Here is an 18,425-nt window from a genome sequence, read left to right on the forward strand (position 1 = left end):
ATCTGGGGTGCTTTTAGCGTCATATGAAAAAACAGCGGACGCGAAGACACGGCCGACCTCGAATTCCTAAGGAAATTTAATAAATATGTGCCCAGCATCAGTGGCCAACGGAGCCGAGCGCGGGTTCATCATCCCAATCGGCGGCGGCGAAGATCGCATCAAAGAGATGCAAATTCACCGCCGGTTTGTGGAGCTTTCGGGGGGAGCAGATGCATCCATCGTGGTCATACCTACAGCATCAATGCTGCATGAGACGGGCCAGGATTATCATCGCATCTTCTCTGAACTTGGGGCCGGCAAGGTCGATTTTTTGCAGATCAACCGTCGGTCCGATTGCGACAATGACGACTTTGCCGTACTGCTGGACAATGCGACCGGCATCTTCATGACCGGCGGCAATCAGCTGCGTCTGTCCGCGATCCTCGGGGGCACGCGCGTTGCACAAAAGATCAGACGGCGGAATGCAGAGGGCATTCCCGTGGCGGGCACCTCTGCCGGTGCGTCGATCATGTCAGAGCATATGGTGGCCGGGGGCGCGGGTAACGAACCGCCAGCAGAGGGCAGGGTGTCCTTGGCGCCGGGGATCGGTCTCACCAACAGTGTAATTATTGACCAGCATTTCACTCAGCGGAACCGTTTGGGGCGCCTGCTGACCGCGTCGTCTTACAATCCTTTCCTGATCGGACTGGGCATCGATGAAGATACGGCAGCCTTCATAGGACCAGATGATGTTTTGGAAGTCGTCGGCAGCGGCACGGTTACCGTCGTGGACGCGAGCCAAATGACCCATTCGTCCATTTGGGATGCAAAACCCGGCGAGGCGCTGAGTCTATTGGGTCTGCGGCTGGACGTGCTGGGCGAGGGGTGTCGGTATGATCTGAATGCCCGTGTCGGATATCCTCCCGGTGACGCATCGGGAACAGGCATCCTATCCAATGCCACCGGGGAAGTTTCCGCGTAGCGCGGAGCATCAACAATCAATGAGGTGAACCTGTGAAGATACTCTCTACCAATGTGTTTGTCGGCCCCAACGTCTGGGCGGGGTTCCCTGTCATCCGGCACATCGTTGATCTGGGGGTGTTGGAAGACTGGCCTTCCGGAAAGATTGGGACCGACTTTGTCGAAGGACTGGTCGAGGCCTTGCCCGGATTGGCCGATCATGGCTGCTCCTACGGCGTGGCCGGCGGGTTTCTGCGCCGTCTACGGGAAGACGGCGGCACATGGATGGGCCATATTCTTGAGCACTGCGCCATCGAGGTGCAGAATGTCGCCGGGACCGATGTCACATTCGGGCGCACCCGGGGCATCGGCGTGCCGGGCCAATACAACATGGTCTATGCCTACCGCCAACGCGACGTCGGATTGGCCGCAGGAGAGTTGGCGCTGACTCTGTTGATGCATCTTTTGCCGCCGTCACTTCGCGCTCAGGTAGATTTTCCATTCGATTCTGATTTTGACTGGTCGATGGAATTGCGCAGCTTCGTGCTGCACGCCCAACGAAAGGAGCTTGGGCCATCGACCGGGTCGCTGGTGCGTGCGGCACAAGATCGCGACATTCCATGGATCAGGTTGAACGAAGGATCTTTGGTGCAGTTTGGGCATGGTAAATACCAGCAACGGATTCAGGCAACCATCACCTCCGAGACCCGCCACATCGCTGTCGAAATTTCCTGCGACAAGGAAGACACCCACAACCTGCTCAGCGATCTGGGGCTACCGGTGCCGGTGCAGAGCATCGTCTATAGTGCCGACGAGGCCGTTCGCGCCGCCCACAAGATCGGCTTTCCCGTTGTGGTCAAACCGCTTGATGCCAATCATGGGCGCGGCGTGTCAATCAATCTGACAAAAGACGCTGAAGTCACCGCAGGATTTGCCGAGGCGGAACAACAGTCGAAAAGTGCTGCCATTCTGGTCGAGAGTTTTGTCACGGGTTTCGATCACCGGATGCTGGTTGTGAACGACAAACTTGTGGCGGTCGCCAAACGGGTGCCCGGCCATGTGGTGGGCGACGGCGTCCATACAATCAGCGAGTTGGTTGAGACGGTCAATCAAGACCCGCGCCGCGGCATTGGCCACCAGAAGGTGCTGACCATGCTAGAGATCGACCCTCAGGCCAAACGTCTGATCGCCGATGCCGGGCATAGCATTGAGACGGTGCTGCCTGCAGGTGAGCTGTTCTATCTGCGCGCCACCGCAAACCTTTCGACCGGCGGGACGGCAATTGATCTGACCGATGTCGTCCATCCAGACAACCGCGACATGGCCGAACGCGCGATCAAGGCCGTCGGGTTGGACGTCGGAGGTGTCGATTTCCTCATTGAGGACATTACCCGGTCCTACAAGGAGATCGGCGGCGCGATTGTCGAGGTGAACGCGGCCCCGGGTTTTCGCATGCACGTCGCCCCGTCTGAAGGAAAGCCGCGCGATGTGGCCGGCGCGGTCATCGACATGCTGTTCCCGCTGGGACAGGAATGCCGCATCCCAATAGCGGCCATCACCGGCACCAACGGCAAGACAACCACCTCGCGTATGTTGGGCCATATCATGAAGGCCAGCGGCAAGATCGTGGGCATGACTTCGACCGACGGCGTCTATGTGGATGGTAAGCTCAGCGTCAAAGGCGACATGACCGGGCCGAAATCTGCCCAAATGGTCCTGCGCGATCCCAAGGTCGATTTTGCGGTGATGGAAACGGCCCGCGGCGGGCTGGTGCGCAGCGGGCTCGGGTTTCAGCGCTCCGATGTTGCGGCCTGTTTGAACGTGACCGGCGACCATCTGGGGCTGGGCGGTATCGAAACGGTCGAGCAACTGGCAGCCGTCAAACGTGTTGTCATCGAAAGTGCGACACAGACGGCTGTGCTGAACGCCGACGACATTAACTGTCTTAAGATGGCTGACTATGCAGATGTTCGTTCGATTTTCTATGTGACCATCAACCCAAACCACACTCTGGTAAAGGCACATATCAAGGCTGGCGGTCAGGCGATTGTTCTTGAAAAAGGCATGAGTGGCGACATGCTGACGATCTACGACAATGGTCTGCACATGCCGGTTTTGTGGTCCCATGTGATCCCGGCCACGCTTGAAGGCAAAGCCGTTCACAACGTGCAGAACGCCATGTTTGCTGCCGCGATGGCCTATAGTTTTGGTGTCGATCTGGATAATATCCGACACGGGTTGCGCACCTTCGACACCAGCTATTTCCAAGCACCGGGGCGAATGAACGTCTTTGATGAACACCCGTTCAAGGTGATCCTGGACTATGGTCATAACCCCGCTGCCTTGGGCGCGATGGCGGGACTTGCTGAGCGGCTGGACGTTAAGGGGCGGCGGATTGTCGTGCTCTCGGTGCCGGGCGACCGCCGCGATTTGGATGTGGTTGAGGCGGCGCAGGTTCTGGCTGGGAAATTCGACCATTATATCTGCAAAGCCGACGATGATCGCCGCCACCGCGGAGAGGATGAGATTCCGCAGATGTTCAAGGCAGAGTTCCTAAAGCTCGGCATTGCTGAAGATCAGATATCGGTGATCCCGAATGAGGAAGAGGCCGTGGCTGCCAGCCTCGAGATGGCACAGCCCGAGGATCTTCTGGTGATCTTTGGCGACAACAGCGCGCGATGCTGGAAACAGATCATCTACTTCAATGTCGATGAAGACGAAGAGAATGGCACAGCGCATTCAGAGGGCGCGCCAATTGGCGCTGTGTTCGAAGAGTTTCTGGACCACGATCTACCAATCGTGCGCGATGGGCGTGGTGTCCGATTGGCCCGGGAACGCGTTGAAGATGGGGACTGATCCAGACCGCCATATCAACCGCATCGAGCAACTGGAAGCTGCCCTTGATATCCGCTGGGCTACGGTCGACGGGCTTCATGTCGCGCCGCCGCGCCGTTTAACCGGGCCGGGCCTATTGTGGGAGGCCCCCGGCGCGGTAATCGATGTCTTGGCCGAAGATTGTGATTCAGATGCTGTGCGTCTTCTGTGGGAAAAATACGCGCGACGGGCCCTTGATGCGGTCGGTTGGGCTGATCAAACGCTGATCTGTCGCGTTTTTCAGGGGGGTGTCAGTCTCGCACTTTCAGCCCCGATGGATCAGCTGTACTCAGCCACCTTTTTGGCCAAGACGGCATGGCACTACTGCGCGGCGGATCTGTCTCATACCGCAAGCCTGCCGTTTCAGGATATGATCAGAGATCTGCTGCGGGTAATGGGGCAGGAAGCAAATCCGCCGCTGATTGCCTTGATGTCGGCGGCCGCGGCTCATGATGTCGATTTTCTATGTGACGATGAACAGGTGTCAATCGGGCATGGCGTGGGCGCACAGATCTGGCCCGTAGACCGATTGCCAGCCCCAGATCAGGTAAATTGGTCGGCTATCCAAGATGTGCCCATAGCCTTGATAACGGGCACCAACGGCAAAACCACAACGACCCGTCTTTGCGCAGCAATAGCTACGGCGGCTGGCAAGATCGTCGGGCTGACATCCACGGACTTGGTCCAGGTTGGCGACGATATTCTCGACCACGGGGATTATTCGGGGCCGGGGGGCGGGCGGATGGCCCTGCGCGATCCGCGGCTCGAAATCGCCTGCCTTGAGGTCGCGCGCGGCGGCATCCTGCGGCGCGGCCTGCCGACCCGTCGTGCCCGTGTGGCTTTGGTGACAAACGTCGCTAGGGATCATCTTGGCGAATATGGTGTCATGACATTGGCGGATCTGGCTGAAGCCAAATTTGCCGTCACCCGCGCCCTATCGGCAGATGGCGTCGTGGTGCTGAATGCCGATGACCCGCAGGTCGTCGCGGCCGCAGCGGAAACCACGCAGCCGATCTGGTGGTTCTCGATCGATGCGACGACGCCCCAAATCGTCCAAGCGCGAGACCGCGGCATGCCCTGCGGTACTGTCGAAAATGGGTATCTGGTCTTTTTTGACGGGCGCAAAAAGACATTCTCGATCCCCCTTTCACAGATGCCCATCACGCTTCAAGGGGCTGCAACGCATAACGTGCGCAATGTTCTGGCGGCGGTTTGCGTCTGCAGCGCGCTCGGCATCCCGGAAGCCGCGATCCGAACCGGGCTCACAGGATTTGCCTCCGATCACAAAGACAACCCGGGCCGGTTCAATGAATTTCACCACAAGGGCGCGCGGGTCTTCGTCGATTTTGCGCATAATGCTCATTCGATCTCAGCCGTCTGCGATGCCCTATCAGCGGTCCCCTCTAAGCGCCGTTTCATCATGCTAAGCCAGCCCGGAGACCACAGCGATCAGGATATCGCGAACGTGGCCCAGGCGGCGCTACAGTTCGGGCCTGACGTGATCGTTACCGCCGAAATCGAAGATTATTTGCGCGGTCGTAGTCTTGGCGAGACCTCCGCGGTACTGAAAGCCAACTTGAGCGCGGCCAAATTCCCCCCTGAGCAGATCCTAAGCGCTGGCTCTCCGGCGATTGGTGCCAAGCAGATCCTCGACAATCTGCAATCCGGTGACTTGGCTCTGTTGTTGGTTTTGGCGGATCGCGGGGCGATCTTTGACTTGCTGAAAGATCAGTAGGTCGCCAGATGGTATGCCTTTGATCTGGTGAGTGGCGTGCTACCAAGCATTCTCAGACCGGGCCGGATGCCTCTTCGAGTAGCACATCATTCGGTCCGTCCAGTAATTCGATCACCGCGTCCGCACCTGCGGGGCTTAAGACTGCCAATCCCATCGGAGCAGCGCTGCCAAGCTCTGAGTTGAGCTTTTTCAGAAATCGAATAACGAGAGCACCATTGCCGTGGTAAATTCAATTCTGCCAATGGGTTGGAGGATTGGTAATGATGGGATCACGGCAGGAGGCGCAGTAGGCGCTGTACTACAAGTTCTCGCGCGAGGATCATGTCTCGCAGGATCACCTCTTGCGCTCGATTGACCGGTTCGTGATCTGTCCAGTATCCGCACCTATCTTGCGCTCGGCCTGGTCTGTCGTGCGCGAGAGCGGGCATATCCTGTCGGAAGGCGCGCCGCGTGGCTTTGATGTGCGCGCCATCGCCGATCATCTTGTAGCGGATGTAGGCGGTGTGGCCCGCGCTCACCATCTTCGTGCATAGTCGATTACGCAGGAGCGTCCCATGGCATCTTTAGGAGTTGATCTCAAGGACGGTGCAGGCCATTAAACGGTCCGGCGCGCCGTAAAGAGGCGCATTCGAGAACTTTCTGGCGTAACCCCTGTGACGATTTAATTCCGCCCTTTCTTCGGGATGCCGTCACGACCGCTGTATTAGCTAGGTATTTCCAGAGCCTGCTCCTGCTTTAGCCGGGCTTTACGCAGCCGAGCGGTCTTTTCCAATCGCGCGCTGGTTTGCTTATCGATGATTTCGGTAGCTGCAGCACTGGTGCGTTCGGCGATCGTCTCGCGCTTTGAGGGTTCTTGAAGGGTTTTGGAAACTGTCATCTGATCTCTCTTCTCCGGTGCCAAAAGCACCTGCGCGGCTTCGAATTTGAGGCGCGCTCTTCAGATGATTTAGCCCGCGGCAGGTGAAAGGAAACTGACCTGATAGTCATCTCACGATTGGCCAGCATATTTAGCAGCCAGACAGATATTCCGGTCGTCGGTGAAATGGAGATAGCTGCCGTTGGCGGTTTGAAATCGCCGACAGTTTTTCTTTCGATTTTTTCGCCCACTGAGGGCACATGATGCTGCAAGATACACGGAGGTCCGGTCTAACGCGCCGCACCGCAGCGTCAAAGAAGACCGGTGAACGACAGCTGTGGGCCGTTCGAGCCAATTGGCGTTCCGGGGCGGAAACTGGACTTTCACTGCGCTTTGTACAGAGGTCCGCAATGCGGACGGAGTCCTGACTGCGCGATTATCTGGGTGGCAAAAGCGATTGCCAACCCATCAGTTGATCAATGAGTGAACCTCATTCACCAAGCGTGCCGTGTCCTTCGTGAAGGACACGGCACGCTGAGGAGCATGGCGATTTCCCTCGGATACGAAGAAGGCAACGTTATCCGCCGGGCGCAAGCCTTACTGACCTGGGCCAGGCATGGCAGCGCGCAGATCGTCTTCGCTGACCTCCAGCGCCTGAGCCGCAGCTGCGAAATCGGGCGGCATCGATGTGCCGAGGGCGTTCATTAAATCGGCTTCGGTGACGCCCAGCTGCACGGCCACCGCTGCAAAGTCAGGGCGGCCTCCGGCGCCGGGCCCTCTGGCGACCACTTCGATCTCACCATGGTAGCAATCGATCATGTAAGGGGCCTCGTCTGCGGTCAGATGGTAGTGGTAGATGCCTTCGGGAAACTCTGGCGTCTCGCCAACGTGGCCACTGCAGGCGTCCAGATCGGCGTTCGTCACGATGACGCCACCTTCGCCCTGATTGCTATATACTGGAAAGCCATCTTCCAGCACGCCGATCATGACGGAATGTTTACCCGGCTGGCCGGTTGCTTCGGAGATGCAGACCGGAATGCCATGGTAGTGATAGTCGGACCCGTTAACGAGTGTGTGCCCGTTGCATTCGTCCAGAAACGGCACATGATCATGAATGACCTGGTCTTCCTGTGCCACGACAGCGCGTTCCATGTCTTCGTAATCATTAAAAAGCTGCGCGCCGCTGAGTGCCACACCGATGCGTCCCAGTGAAGTCTCCGTCGTTTTCTCGACAAGGACTGGCCGCGTGGTGATGGTGGTGTCGACCTCGGTTTCTGTGAAATACTCTGCGGAATTGACGACATCGAAGAATTCGGCTGGCTTGTCCTTGAAAGGCTGATCGGTTGGGTCACTGGGGATCAAGTATTTTTCTGCGAACCCATGGCTGGGAATGCCATTGGATTGGTAGCGGAACGTGTTGGCATCGGCATCCATGGTGATAGTGACGTTGTCCGCCCAGCCTGCGGCCTCTACCGCGGCAGAGGTGTCAACCGGGGCAGTCGTCGCATCCTGTGCAGACAAGGGCGCAGGGGCCAGCGCGGCAGTGGCAATTAGAAAGGAGGCGGTGGCCGTCCTGAAAAGAGCTTTGTTCGACATGGTTTGGATATCCCTTTTTAGTAACGAGGTAGGCTAGAGCGCTGTAAGATTTTAGTAACGAGGTAAGCTAGAGCGCTGTAAGATTTTAGTAACGAGGTAGGCTAGAGCGCTGTAAGATCAAATCTTTTGCAAGAATGGTCGATTGTCAGCGTTATACGGTCACGCAGCGTAGTTCCGTCGCTTCGCCCTCGAAGAAAAGTGTGCAGATGATGGGCCATGGCCAAAGCTTGGCGGTTCGCCCCGGTCGGTCCCGCAGCATTGACTGAAACTGTTTTTGTGGCCAGACAGGATGTAATAAATGTTTGCCCATCCGGGCCTACGCGGCAGTCACAGACTCTCTTCAGGAGCAGCATATGGCCAGCTCTCTTGCATCTCATGCCGTCGTTATCGGTGGCGGTATAAAGGGGTGTTCTACGTTGTATCACCTCGCGAAAATGGGCGTCGCTGACGCTGTTCTGTTTGAACGTAATATGGGGCCAGAAAGTGCATGTATCGCAACCGAGTTGGATGCCGAAAACATGCTAGAGCTTGGTACAACTGTAATCGAACGGCCGGTGTATGGTCCTGACGGTTCTCGCATGAAAGGTTAACCCATGGACCACAGCTATATTATGGTCGCGCCAAACGGGGCGCGGCGCGGCAAGGCGGACCATCCTGCTTTGCCCGTCACCCTGCAAGACACCGTTGAAACGGCAAAATCCTGTCAGATCGCGGGGGCGCAAGCGCTACACCTGCATGTTCGAGATGCGAAGGGCGGGCATTCCCTTGATGCCGGGCGCTATTTGGAAGCTTTGGCCGAATTGGCGGTACAAGTACCCGCAATGCGCGTGCAAATCACAACCGAAGCTGCAGGTATCTTTGATGTGGCCGCGCAGTTTGAATGCCTCGCAAAGGTGCGTCCCGATTGGGCATCGATCTCTGTCCGCGAGATCGCCCGCGCGCCTGAGATGGCACAAAAGCTATATGGCACTTGCGCCGAGCAGGGCACGGAGGTGCAACATATCCTCTATAACACTGAGGACATCGCGTTGCTGCGCGACTGGCAATCGCGTGGAATTATTCACACCGCGCCTGAGGCAAGACAGGGGTCTGTGCTGTTTGTGCTCGGCCGCTACAGTGATGGTCAGATTTCTGAACCTTCGGACCTAGACCCGTTTCTGGCAGCACTGCCGGACGCGTCTCGGTGGATGATCTGCGCTTTCGGGCCACAGGAACACGCCTGTTTGGCCGCTGCCGCGCAACGGGGCGGTGATCTGCGTGTTGGCTTTGAAAACAGTCTTTGCAACGCCCAAGATATCATGCACGAAACCAACGCCAGTTCCGTCGCAGCGCTGCGCGAACTGCTTCAAGGAAACCCCGCGTGAGCCATGTTTTTCCTCGCCACTGCAATACAACCCTGCCAACAGCCATTGCCGGAGATGGGTGTTTCTTGATCGACCAAGACGGAAAACGGTATTTTGACGGCTCCGGCGGTGCGGCCGTCTCTTGCCTTGGCCACTCAAACGCCCGCGTGCGCGACGCGGTGAAGGCGCAGGTGGATCAAATGGCGTTCGCCCATACGAGCTTTTTCACCTCTGATCCTGCCGAGCAGCTTGCCGATCTGTTGATTGAGCATGCGCCGGGCGATCTGGATCGTGTGTATTTCGTATCTGGCGGCTCAGAAGCTGTTGAGAGCGCTATCAAATTGGCCCGTCAGTTCCATTTGGAAAACGGAGAGCCCGCGCGCAAACACCTGATCGCCCGGCGCCAAAGCTACCATGGCAACACCATCGGGGCCCTGTCCGCTGGCGGCAATGCGTGGCGGCGTCAGCAGTTTGCGCCATTGCTCGTCGAAATGAGCCATATCGCCCCGTGCTACGAATATGCAGAGCGGCCAGAGGACGAGAGCCCTGAAGATTACGGCCTACGTACCGCGAATGAGCTAGAGGCCGAAATCCTAAGACTTGGGCCTGAAACCGTTATGGCATTTATCGCCGAGCCAGTTGTCGGCGCCACATTGGGCGCAGTGCCCGCGGTGCCGGGGTACCTCAGACGCATTCGTGAAATCTGTGATCAGTATGGCGTGCTGTTGATCTTGGATGAGGTGATGTGTGGCATGGGGCGCACAGGCCACCTGTATGCCTGCGAGGCGGATGGGATTGCCCCCGATATTCTGACCATCGCCAAAGGGTTGGGCGCAGGGTATCAGCCGATTGGGGCAATGCTCTGCACCTCGCAAATCTACAACACGATCGCGCAGGGCACCGGCTTTTTCCAACACGGTCATACTTACATTGGCCACCCTGTCGCCGCCGCTGCGGGCCTTGCTGTGGTGCAAGAGATTTTAGAGAATGATCTGATCCCTCAGGTCACGGCGCGCGGCACCTATCTGCAACAGCAGCTTGAAGCCCGCTTGGGGCAGCATCCCCATGTTGGCGATATCCGTGGGCGCGGCTTGTTTCGGGGGGTTGAGCTTGTGGCGGATCGCGGCAGCAAAACGCCGTTTGATCCGAAATATGGTGTGGCGGCAAAGGTTAAAAAAGCAGCCTTTGCCGAGGGTTTGATCTGTTACCCCATGCCCGGTGCACGCGATGGCCGTGTTGGCGATCATATCCTGTTAGCGCCGCCGTTTATCGCCTCTGAGGCGGAACTTTCGGGTCTCGTTGATATGCTCGCAACTGCCATCGATAAGGTGCTCGCGGAGCTTTGAAGACCTCTATCGCTGCGCTTGGACGGCCGGCCGCTGCGCGGACTGGCGCTTAGCTTGCGGGCAGTGCGAGACGATTACCCAAGCGCTATTCGGCACCGCCCCTTGGTCCCGCCGAACCTGTCTGGTTTTGTGCCAGCTAGATATAAGATCGCCGCGCCGCCCAGCGGGCGAGCGCCTCCACCACCACCCACAACACCAACGACAGCGCCGCCAGCACAACCAACGCCGCAAACATCAGCGCCGTCTGGCCACGGCCATTGGCCATCAGCATCAGGTGCCCCAACCCACGCGATGACCCGACCCATTCGCCGATCAGTACCGCCAGCGGCCCATAGACCACAGCAAGGCGCAGACCAGAGATCAGGCCAGGCACGGCGTGGGGCAGGCGTAGCAGCAGCGTTTCGCGCCAGCGGCTGGCCCCGGCAAGGCGTGACTGATCGCTCAGGCCCGGGGGGAGCGCCATCAGTCGGTCGAACAAAGCCGAGGCGATGGGGAAATAGGTAACAAGAGCGATAGTGACGATTTTGGACGGCATGCCGTAGCCAAGCCAGAGGGTAATGACAGGGGCGAGGGCGAAAACTGGCACGGCTTGAGCGACAACCAGCATCGGGCGCAGCAGCCAGCGCGCACGGCGGGATAGGGTTAGTAACACCGCTGTCTCGACCCCTAGAAAAATCCCCACTCCAAGGCCGAGCGCGAGGTTGCCCGCTGACCAAAGGGCGTTTTGCCACAGCAGCGCAGCATTCGCGCCCAGTGCTTGCAGAACCAGCCACGGTCCCGGCAAGATAAAACGGGGCACACCGGTGAGCGTGACAACCAACTGCCAAATCGCCATCGCGAGCGCAAAGCTGACCGCGCCGCGCCATACTCTATGTCCGGCAAATGGCATCAGGCGGCCTTGTCAGGAGAGGCGAGGCCCATCCGGCGCAGTAAATCCGCCTGCGCGGCGAGGGTTTCGGGCGCGTCGATACGGCGGGGGGGCGGCGCAGAGGGCAGGGCGCAGGGCAAAATCCCGCCGCGCGCTACGATCCATGCGTGATCGGCCAGCCGCAGGGCTTCGGCAGGGTCATGGGTTATCAAAATAACGGTCCGTCCCGCCAGCAGCCGCGCGGCCAAACCCTGCATCTGATGGCGGGTGACCACATCAAGCGCAGAAAAGGGCTCATCCAGCAGGACAATGTCGCGCCCTTCATAGAGTGTGCGGGCTAAGGCGACGCGCTGGCGCTGACCTGCAGAGAGTTCGGCCGGTTTGCGATCCATCTCTGCGCCCAATCCAACCTCGGTCAAAAGCATCCCAGCGCGGTTAGGGTCGGGGCGTTCTCCCCGCAGGCGGGCAGCGATTGTGACATTCTTTAATGCGCCAACCCATGGCAGCAGTTGGTCGTCCTGCGCCATCATTGTCACGCGCGGCGCAAGGGGCGCACCGTCCTCTGCGATGATCTGCCCTTGCAGCTGTGCCGCACAGGGCAGCCCAGCCAGCAAACGCAAAAGCGAGGTTTTCCCTACGCCTGAGGGGCCGAGCAGCACGCTCCATTGGCCGCCGGGCAGGGTAATGTCAAAGGGCTCAATCAAAGTTGCCTTGGCCCCTTGCAAAACACCCGCAAGATGGATCGCGGGGGCGGTCATGTGGATATGGGCGAACGCGCCATATCCCAGAAGCCCACTTCAAGCCGCGTGGCGGTATCAAACCGCGTCTGTAGCGTCGTCGTGCGCGGCAAGGTCTGCCAATCCGGCCCCAAACGCCGCTCTACGGCACCATCGACCAATGCCCCCACATCCCGGCACAGGGATTGGTATTCCTTCCCCCCATAGACGGCGCACCAATCGGCATAGGGGCCGCCATTGCCCCGCAGGCTCAGCCCAATCTCCCCATAGCCCAACACGCAGGGCGCGAGGGCGGCCATCAGATCAAGGAAATCCCCGGAATACCCCGCCTCCAGCACATAGCGGGTATATGCGAGGTTGCCGGGTGCTTCTGTTGTGGCCTCAAGTGCCGTGCGGTCAATGCCGTGGCTTGCGCAGGTCTGCACATGGAGCGGCATTTCCACATGGACCAGCGCATGCACAGTGGCGCTCGCGGCGGCCATCTCATCTAATGTCTCCGCCTTGGCTGCGGCCAGCGCCCAAGCGCGGGCGAAGTGGATCAGAAAGACGTAATCTTGCCGCAGATAATGTAGGTAGCTTGCCTGTGGCAGGGTGCCGTCGCGCAGCCCTTCGACAAAGGCGTGTCGGGTGTAGCGTTGCCAATTCTGCCCCGCAGCACCACGCCACGCGGCGAAAGCTGTACCGTAATCAAGGGCGGTCATTGCCCGACCTTCGCGGTTACATCTACCACCAGATCGGCGGCGGGGATCATTGTCTCAACCACACCGCTTTCCAGCATAAAGGTCTCAAACCGGTCATACCGTCCATGGTCCACGGCGGCAGGACGGGTGGCGAAGCGGGGCCATGTGTCTTGCCATGCGCGGGCGTTCAGATCATTGCGCAGCTCGGCGTCGGAGGCAAAGAAGACCTCTCCGCTGGCGGTCGGATCATTCACGATATCGGCAGCGGCCCGTTCGGTGGCGCTCAGGAAACGCGCAATCATATCGCGGTTCATGTCGTCAGCATGAGCGACGTAGATCAGCTCGTCATAAGCGGGCACGCCTTCGGCTTCGGGGTAAAAGCAGCGGCCTTCATGTCCTTCGATCGCCATCTGGTTCAGCTCAAAATTGCGGAACGCACCGATCACCCCGTCGACTTGGCCCGACATCAGCGCGGGCGAGATCGACCAACCGATGTTGATCTGCTCGACCTCAGAAGGTTCCAAGCCATTGTTGCTGAGCATCGCATCCAGCAGCATCTCTTGTACGCCCGCCACGGCAAAGCCGACCTTGCGGCCCTTAAGGTCTGCCATCTCCTGCACTGGGCCATCGGCGCGCACGACAAGGCAGGTCAGCGGGGTCTCAATCAGCGTGCCGACACGGCGCAGGTCCAGCCCTTCGCGCTGGGCCAGATGCAGTTCCGGCTGGTAGGAAACCGCCAGATCGACCCGCCCTGCCGCCACCATGCGCGGAGGCTCATTTGGGTCGGCAGGGGAGATAAGTTCAACCTCAAGCCCTGCATCGGCGAAATAGCCATTTTCTTCGGCCAGAATGATCGGCCCGTGGTCGGGGTTGATGAACCAATCCAGCATGACGGTCATTTTATCTTGAGCCAGAGCAGGGGCGGCAATCAGTGTGAAGGCGAGGGGGGCAAGGATATTTTTCATGGGAAAGGCTCCAATATAGTGTTTATTCAAGAAAGGGTTAGGCGCCGGGCAGGGCCAGCAGAGCAATCTTGCCCGGCCAGCGGGCGCGAAGGGTGTTGGCCGCATGATGCGCGCGCAGGCCGGTGCGGCAGGCGAGCACGATGCGCGATGTATCGGGCGGTAGCGGTAGGTCCGGCAGCGCCTCGGGCGGGAGATGGCGTGCTTGGGCTGAGAAGGGGGCGGGCGCTTCGGTGCGCAGGTCGATGACCATATCGCGGGGGGTAATCTGGCTTTCAGCTATGAAAGGCGTCAGCGTTTCAGGCTCGGGCGCGGCGTCGAAACGAAAGCCCGACATGCGCCAGTTCGCGGCATCCCAGATCATCAGCTGCCCGAGCGGGGAGGGCGGCAGCCCCAGCAGCACCGACAAAGCCATCTGCGCCTGTGCTGCGCCGATCAGCCCCACGACCGGCCCCATGACGCCCGCCGTGGCGCAGGTGGCCGCTGTCTGTGGCAGGTCAGGGAAGACCGCACGCAGAGAGGGGGTCGGCCCACAGAAGCCGCCAACATAGCCCGACAGTCCAAGAGCGGAGGCCGAGATCAGAGGTTTGCCCTGTGCCAAGGCCTCATCCGAGAGCGTCAGACTGGCGGCGAAAGTATCCGCGCAATCTAGGGCGATATCGCATTCTGCCACCAACCCGGGCGCATTGGCGGGGGTGAGCCATTCGTCGCGGGGCGTGATCGTCACCTCGGGGTTCAGCGCCGCCATCGCCTCGGCGGCAGCGATGACCTTGGACCTGCCAATATCGCCCATCCGGTAGAGTGGCTGGCGGTGCAGGTTGCTCTCGGCCACCACATCGCCATCAACCAGCGTGATTTGCCCGACACCGGCCCCGACGAGATATTGCAGCACCGGCACCGCCAGCGCTCCGGCGCCGACGACCAGCACATGCGCCGCAGCCAGCTGCGCTTGGCCTTCTGCGCCGACCTCTGGCAAGATCGTCTGGCGGGCATAGCGGCTCATGCCGTCACCTTGAGCCATTCGCGCATCCGCGCTTCGGGGTCGGCGTTCAGGGTGATATCCGTGACCGCCGCCACCGTATCGGCCCCAGCGGCAAAGGCCCCCGGCGCGCGGGCGACGCTCATCCCGCCGATGGCACACAGCGGGATATCCCCGATCCGTGCCTTCCATTCCGTCAGCCGGTCGAGACCCTGTTCGGTCCATTTCATCTTTTTCAGGATCGTCGGATAAACGGGGCCGAGCGCGATGTAGTCGGGGGCAAGAGCCAGCGCGCGGTCAAGCTCGGCATGGTCATGGGTCGACAGGCCCAGCTTCAGCCCCGCCCGGCGGATCGCGGGGATGTCGGCGGTATCCAAATCCTCTTGGCCCAGATGCAGCCAGTCGGCTCCCAGCTCAATCGCGAGCTGCCAATGATCATTTATCACCAGCTGCGCGCCGTGCTGACCGCAAAGGTCAAGCGCGGTGGAGATCTCGTTCCGTAGCACCTCTTCAGGCGCGTCTTTAATGCGAAGTTGCACCAGTTTCACGCCCAGCGGTACCGCCCGCGCGACCCATGCGGCACTGTCAAAAACAGGATAAAAACGCGGCAGGGTCATAGCCAAGCCTTTCCGATTACAGGGGTTGAGGGCACAGCCATGTCGCGCTCACCCATGGGGCCAGAGGCGGCGGCGAGCGCACCGGCGCGGCAGGCCAGCGCAAAGGCTTCGGCCATTGCGGCGGGGTCTTCGGCTTCGGCCACGGCGGTGTTGAGGAGCACGGCGTCAAACCCCATCTCTAACGCCTGCGCGGCATGGCTGGGCAGGCCGAGACCTGCGTCAATCACCATTGCCACATCGGGAAATGCCGCCCGCAGGCTGCGCAGCCCGTAGAGATTGTTCAGCCCCAGCCCGGAGCCGATTGGAGCACCCCATGGCATCAGCACCCGGCAGCCCGCATCGACCAGCCGCGCGGCCAGCACCTGATCCTCGGTGGTGTAGGGGAAGACCTCGAACCCATCGGCGCAGAGCGCCTCGGCGGCCTCGACAAGCCCAAAAGGATCAGGTTGCAGCGTGTCGGCGTGACCGATGACTTCCAGCTTGATCCAATTGGTCTGGAAATACTCCCGCGCCATCTGCGCCGTGGTGATTGCCTCGCGCGCCGAATGGCAGCCAGCGGTGTTGGGCAAAAGATGTACGCCCAAGCCCCGCACCATGTCCCAAAACGCCTGTCCCGCGCTCTGTTCGCGGCGCAGTGAAACGGTCGCGACCGGTGCGGCGCTTTGGCGAAAGGCGGCCTCCATCACCGCGGGCGACGGATAGCGCGCGGTGCCCAGCATCAGCGGCAGGGGCAGGGTAGTGCCGTAAAAGTCGCGCATCGCTCAGCCCCCCTGCATGGCGCTGAGCACTTCAAGCCGGTCGCCGTCGCAAAGCGCAGTCTCGCCCCGCGTGCCTGCGGGGACGAAGGTGCCGTTGAGCGCTGTGGCGACTTTGACTTCGGCCCAGCCAAGCTCCGCCAAGACCGCATCAAGCTGAGAAGCCGCGACCTCACGCGCCTCGCCGTTCACTTCAATTTTCACGGAATAAATCCCCCGTTGTCGCTGTTGCAAGAAAGGCCGCAGCCTGTTCGGCCAAGGCCGGTGCCATGAGAAACCCGTGCCGAAACAATCCGTTAAGGTGCAGCACCGCACCGCGTTGCACGATGCCGGGAAGATTGTCGGTGAATGCGGGGCGCAGGTCTGCGCCCATCTCGATGATCTCCCCTTCGGCAAAGCGCGGGTCGAGCGCATAGGCCGCCGAGAGCAGTTCCAGCGCAGATCGTGCGGTCATTCGGGCGCGGCTGGCGCTCTCGATCTGGGTCGCGCCCAGCATGAATATCCCGTTCCCACGCGGCACCACATAGAGCGGATGGCGCGGGTGCAGCAGGCGGATCGGGCGGGTGAGGGTGACATCAGGGGCGCGCAGCAAGATCATCTCGCCACGCACGGCGCGCAGATTGGGCAGGTCCGCGCTGGCGGCCATGCCACGACAGTCAATCACCGGGCCTGCGACCTCCGATGGGGTGAGGGGCGTGGTCTCGACTTTTACCCCTTGGGCGGCGAGCGTTTGGGACAGATCATGCAGCGCTTGGCGCGGGTCTAGATGCGCTTCGTCGGCAAAGAACAGGCCGCGCCGGTGACGCGCTGCGAGGTCAGGCTCTAGGGCCGCGATGGCTTCGGCATCGCAAGCGCTGTGGCTCTCGGTCCGGGCTGCGAAACGCTGGATTTCGGCGCGGTCGCGTTCGGGGGCAAGGACCAAGGTGCCGCGTCGGGTCACATCGGTTACTTCAGACCACATGTCAGCGGCGCGCTTCCCATGGGTCACCACCGCAGGCTCGCTCAGCGCGCCTTCGCAAAAGGGCGCGAGCATACCGCCCGCCCACCACGAACAGCCATGGGGCCCGGGCGTGCCTTTGCGGTCGACCAACCGAGGGCGCAGCCCCTGCGCCAAACAGGCCCGCGCGGCCCAAAGCCCCGCAACGCCTCCGCCAATGATGGTGATGTCACTCATGCGGCCAGACCGCGTGGAAATGATGCACTGGGCCGTGGCCGCTGCCGATTTGAAGCGTGTTAGCAGCCGTGATGGCGCGTTGCAGATAGGTGTGCGCAGCCTGCACGGCGTGCGGCAGTGTTTGCCCGCGTGCAAGCCCTGCGGCAATGGCGGCAGAGAGGGTGCAGCCGGTGCCGTGGGTATTCGTGGTGTGCTGACGGGGCGCGCTGAGGCGCAGGGTTTCGTCTGTCGTTATGAGCAAATCAACGCAGGTCTCCCCCGTGCCATGCCCCCCCTTCATCAGCACCGCGCCGGGACCGACCGAGAGCAGAGCACGACCCTGTTCCAGCATGGCGGCTTCATCGGTGGCTTCCTGCGTATCGAGCAACCGAGCGGCCTCGGGCAAGTTCGGGGTCAGCAGATGGGCGAGGGGCAGCATCCGGTCGCGCAGGGTCGCCACCGCCTCGGGGGAAAGCAACGCATCGCCGGATTTCGCCACCATCACCGGGTCAAGCACTACCGGTGCAGGGCAGTCCGCCAAGCCTTCGGCCACGGCGATGATCGTCTCAGGGTCGCCCAGCATGCCCACCTTGACCGCGCCAATCGCCAGATCATCGAATACCGCCGCCATCTGCGCCCGGATCATCGCGGGAGAGATCATCTCGACCCCGGTTACCGCGCGGGTGTTCTGCGCCGTCACGGCGGTGAGCACGCTGGCCCCATAGACGCCAAGCGCGCTGAAGGTCTTCAGGCCAGCCTGAATGCCCGCCCCGCCGCCGCTGTCAGAGCCCGCAATCGTCAATGCTTGAAACGCCATATGGCCCCCATTCGTCAGATGGGCCAAGGGCATGGGGATACGGGGATAAACGACGGGCCGCATGGGGCCGATGTTTGGTTCCGTTCCCTACGCCGGTACGACCCGGATCAGGTTCGATGGGTCGGTTTTCACCTCTCAGCCTTGCGGCACCCCAACGGATTGCCGGCA

Annotated in this window: 18 protein-coding genes, 1 pseudogene and 1 riboswitch; of the genes and pseudogenes, 7 read left to right on the top strand and 12 right to left on the bottom strand. The window is 60.6% G+C overall.

Annotation, left to right across the window (positions count from 1 at the left end; genetic code table 11):
* Positions 1-85: 85 nt before the first annotated feature.
* From WNY61_RS10490 to WNY61_RS10505, 4 genes are all read left to right on the top strand, one after another.
* A complete protein-coding gene (locus WNY61_RS10490) occupies positions 86-961 on the top strand; it encodes a cyanophycinase (RefSeq protein WP_342851389.1) in 876 nt (291 codons plus the stop codon).
* A gap of 32 nt (positions 962-993) precedes the next feature.
* Positions 994-3,795, top strand: coding sequence for a cyanophycin synthetase (gene cphA / locus WNY61_RS10495; protein ID WP_342851390.1), 2,802 nt, complete (start codon positions 994-996; stop codon positions 3,793-3,795).
* Positions 3,785-5,548: a Mur ligase family protein gene (locus WNY61_RS10500; RefSeq protein WP_342851391.1), complete on the top strand. Its 1,764-nt coding sequence runs from the start codon at positions 3,785-3,787 to the stop codon at positions 5,546-5,548. The genes cphA and WNY61_RS10500 overlap by 11 nt, the downstream gene beginning before the upstream one ends.
* 341 nt (positions 5,549-5,889) lie before the next feature.
* The gene (locus WNY61_RS10505) at positions 5,890-6,081 is read left to right on the top strand and encodes a hypothetical protein (protein WP_342851392.1); all 192 of its coding nucleotides are present in this window, start codon (positions 5,890-5,892) and stop codon (positions 6,079-6,081) included.
* A 170-nt stretch (positions 6,082-6,251) separates the two neighbouring features.
* Here the strand turns inward: WNY61_RS10505 and WNY61_RS10510 are convergent, their stop codons facing one another.
* Together WNY61_RS10510 and WNY61_RS10515 are read right to left on the bottom strand one after the other, a co-directional pair.
* Positions 6,252-6,425, bottom strand: coding sequence for a hypothetical protein (locus tag WNY61_RS10510; RefSeq protein WP_342851393.1), 174 nt, complete (start codon positions 6,423-6,425; stop codon positions 6,252-6,254).
* A gap of 576 nt (positions 6,426-7,001) precedes the next feature.
* Entirely contained in the window at positions 7,002-8,000 is a 999-nt protein-coding gene (locus tag WNY61_RS10515) for a YHYH protein (protein ID WP_342851394.1), read from the bottom strand.
* A 353-nt stretch (positions 8,001-8,353) separates the two neighbouring features.
* On the opposite strand from WNY61_RS10515, the pseudogene WNY61_RS10520 reads away from it, so the two are divergent.
* From WNY61_RS10520 to WNY61_RS10530, 3 genes and pseudogenes are all read left to right on the top strand, one after another.
* A pseudogene (locus tag WNY61_RS10520) lies at positions 8,354-8,470 on the top strand (FAD-dependent oxidoreductase); the annotation flags it as partial.
* A gap of 123 nt (positions 8,471-8,593) precedes the next feature.
* Positions 8,594-9,364: a 3-keto-5-aminohexanoate cleavage protein gene (locus tag WNY61_RS10525; RefSeq protein WP_342851395.1), complete on the top strand. Its 771-nt coding sequence runs from the start codon at positions 8,594-8,596 to the stop codon at positions 9,362-9,364.
* Positions 9,361-10,689 (top strand): aspartate aminotransferase family protein, encoded by a 1,329-nt coding sequence (locus tag WNY61_RS10530; RefSeq protein WP_342851396.1) that lies wholly within the window; start codon positions 9,361-9,363, stop codon positions 10,687-10,689. The genes WNY61_RS10525 and WNY61_RS10530 overlap by 4 nt, the downstream gene beginning before the upstream one ends.
* A 136-nt stretch (positions 10,690-10,825) precedes the next feature.
* On the opposite strand, the gene WNY61_RS10535 is transcribed toward WNY61_RS10530, so the two are convergent.
* The 10 genes from WNY61_RS10535 to thiD are packed head-to-tail and all read right to left on the bottom strand — an operon-like array spanning position 10,826 to position 18,257.
* On the bottom strand, positions 10,826-11,578 hold the full coding sequence (locus WNY61_RS10535) for an ABC transporter permease (RefSeq protein WP_342851397.1): 753 nt from the start codon (positions 11,576-11,578) through the stop codon (positions 10,826-10,828).
* Entirely contained in the window at positions 11,578-12,261 is a 684-nt protein-coding gene (locus WNY61_RS10540) for an ATP-binding cassette domain-containing protein (protein WP_342851398.1), read from the bottom strand. Before WNY61_RS10540 ends, WNY61_RS10535 begins: the two co-directional genes overlap by 1 nt.
* 50 nt (positions 12,262-12,311) lie before the next feature.
* Positions 12,312-12,995 carry a TenA family protein gene (locus WNY61_RS10545; RefSeq protein ID WP_342851399.1) on the bottom strand — a complete coding sequence of 228 codons (684 nt, stop codon included), beginning with the start codon at positions 12,993-12,995 and terminating at the stop codon, positions 12,312-12,314.
* Complete coding sequence (locus WNY61_RS10550; protein WP_342851400.1) at positions 12,992-13,939, bottom strand: ABC transporter substrate-binding protein; 948 nt, start codon at positions 13,937-13,939, stop codon at positions 12,992-12,994. Before WNY61_RS10550 ends, WNY61_RS10545 begins: the two co-directional genes overlap by 4 nt.
* A gap of 37 nt (positions 13,940-13,976) precedes the next feature.
* Positions 13,977-14,939, bottom strand: a complete 963-nt coding sequence (locus tag WNY61_RS10555; protein WP_342851401.1) for a HesA/MoeB/ThiF family protein — start codon at positions 14,937-14,939, stop codon at positions 13,977-13,979.
* Entirely contained in the window at positions 14,936-15,532 is a 597-nt protein-coding gene (locus tag WNY61_RS10560; protein WP_342851402.1) for a thiamine phosphate synthase, read from the bottom strand. Before WNY61_RS10560 ends, WNY61_RS10555 begins: the two co-directional genes overlap by 4 nt.
* Positions 15,529-16,290: a thiazole synthase gene (locus WNY61_RS10565; RefSeq protein ID WP_342851403.1), complete on the bottom strand. Its 762-nt coding sequence runs from the start codon at positions 16,288-16,290 to the stop codon at positions 15,529-15,531. The genes WNY61_RS10560 and WNY61_RS10565 overlap by 4 nt, the downstream gene beginning before the upstream one ends.
* 3 nt (positions 16,291-16,293) lie before the next feature.
* Positions 16,294-16,491: a sulfur carrier protein ThiS gene (gene thiS, locus WNY61_RS10570; protein ID WP_342851404.1), complete on the bottom strand. Its 198-nt coding sequence runs from the start codon at positions 16,489-16,491 to the stop codon at positions 16,294-16,296.
* Positions 16,481-17,461 carry an FAD-dependent oxidoreductase gene (locus WNY61_RS10575; protein ID WP_342851405.1) on the bottom strand — a complete coding sequence of 327 codons (981 nt, stop codon included), beginning with the start codon at positions 17,459-17,461 and terminating at the stop codon, positions 16,481-16,483. Before WNY61_RS10575 ends, thiS begins: the two co-directional genes overlap by 11 nt.
* Positions 17,454-18,257, bottom strand: coding sequence for a bifunctional hydroxymethylpyrimidine kinase/phosphomethylpyrimidine kinase (gene thiD / locus WNY61_RS10580; protein ID WP_342851431.1), 804 nt, complete (start codon positions 18,255-18,257; stop codon positions 17,454-17,456). Before thiD ends, WNY61_RS10575 begins: the two co-directional genes overlap by 8 nt.
* 67 nt (positions 18,258-18,324) lie before the next feature.
* Positions 18,325-18,421, bottom strand: a riboswitch (TPP riboswitch).
* Between the last annotated feature and the right edge of the window lie 4 nt (positions 18,422-18,425).

This window comes from Sulfitobacter sp. AS92 (assembly GCF_038900015.1).
In the GTDB taxonomy this organism is placed as follows: domain Bacteria; phylum Pseudomonadota; class Alphaproteobacteria; order Rhodobacterales; family Rhodobacteraceae; genus Sulfitobacter.

What these genes read in the sequence shown, in the direction of transcription:
- WNY61_RS10490 (WP_342851389.1), top strand. Translation starts at nt 86, where the DNA reads ATGTGCCCAGCATCAGTGGCCAACGGAGCCGAGCGCGGGTTCATCATC.
- WNY61_RS10500 (WP_342851391.1), top strand. Translation starts at nt 3,785, where the DNA reads ATGGGGACTGATCCAGACCGCCATATCAACCGCATCGAGCAACTGGAA.
- WNY61_RS10510 (WP_342851393.1), bottom strand. Translation starts at nt 6,425, where the DNA reads ATGACAGTTTCCAAAACCCTTCAAGAACCCTCAAAGCGCGAGACGATC.
- WNY61_RS10515 (WP_342851394.1), bottom strand. Translation starts at nt 8,000, where the DNA reads ATGTCGAACAAAGCTCTTTTCAGGACGGCCACCGCCTCCTTTCTAATT.
- WNY61_RS10525 (WP_342851395.1), top strand. Translation starts at nt 8,594, where the DNA reads ATGGACCACAGCTATATTATGGTCGCGCCAAACGGGGCGCGGCGCGGC.
- WNY61_RS10535 (WP_342851397.1), bottom strand. Translation starts at nt 11,578, where the DNA reads ATGCCATTTGCCGGACATAGAGTATGGCGCGGCGCGGTCAGCTTTGCG.
- WNY61_RS10545 (WP_342851399.1), bottom strand. Translation starts at nt 12,995, where the DNA reads ATGACCGCCCTTGATTACGGTACAGCTTTCGCCGCGTGGCGTGGTGCT.
- WNY61_RS10550 (WP_342851400.1), bottom strand. Translation starts at nt 13,939, where the DNA reads ATGAAAAATATCCTTGCCCCCCTCGCCTTCACACTGATTGCCGCCCCT.
- WNY61_RS10555 (WP_342851401.1), bottom strand. Translation starts at nt 14,939, where the DNA reads ATGAGCCGCTATGCCCGCCAGACGATCTTGCCAGAGGTCGGCGCAGAA.
- WNY61_RS10560 (WP_342851402.1), bottom strand. Translation starts at nt 15,532, where the DNA reads ATGACCCTGCCGCGTTTTTATCCTGTTTTTGACAGTGCCGCATGGGTC.
- WNY61_RS10565 (WP_342851403.1), bottom strand. Translation starts at nt 16,290, where the DNA reads ATGCGCGACTTTTACGGCACTACCCTGCCCCTGCCGCTGATGCTGGGC.
- WNY61_RS10575 (WP_342851405.1), bottom strand. Translation starts at nt 17,461, where the DNA reads ATGAGTGACATCACCATCATTGGCGGAGGCGTTGCGGGGCTTTGGGCC.
- thiD (WP_342851431.1), bottom strand. Translation starts at nt 18,257, where the DNA reads ATGGCGTTTCAAGCATTGACGATTGCGGGCTCTGACAGCGGCGGCGGG.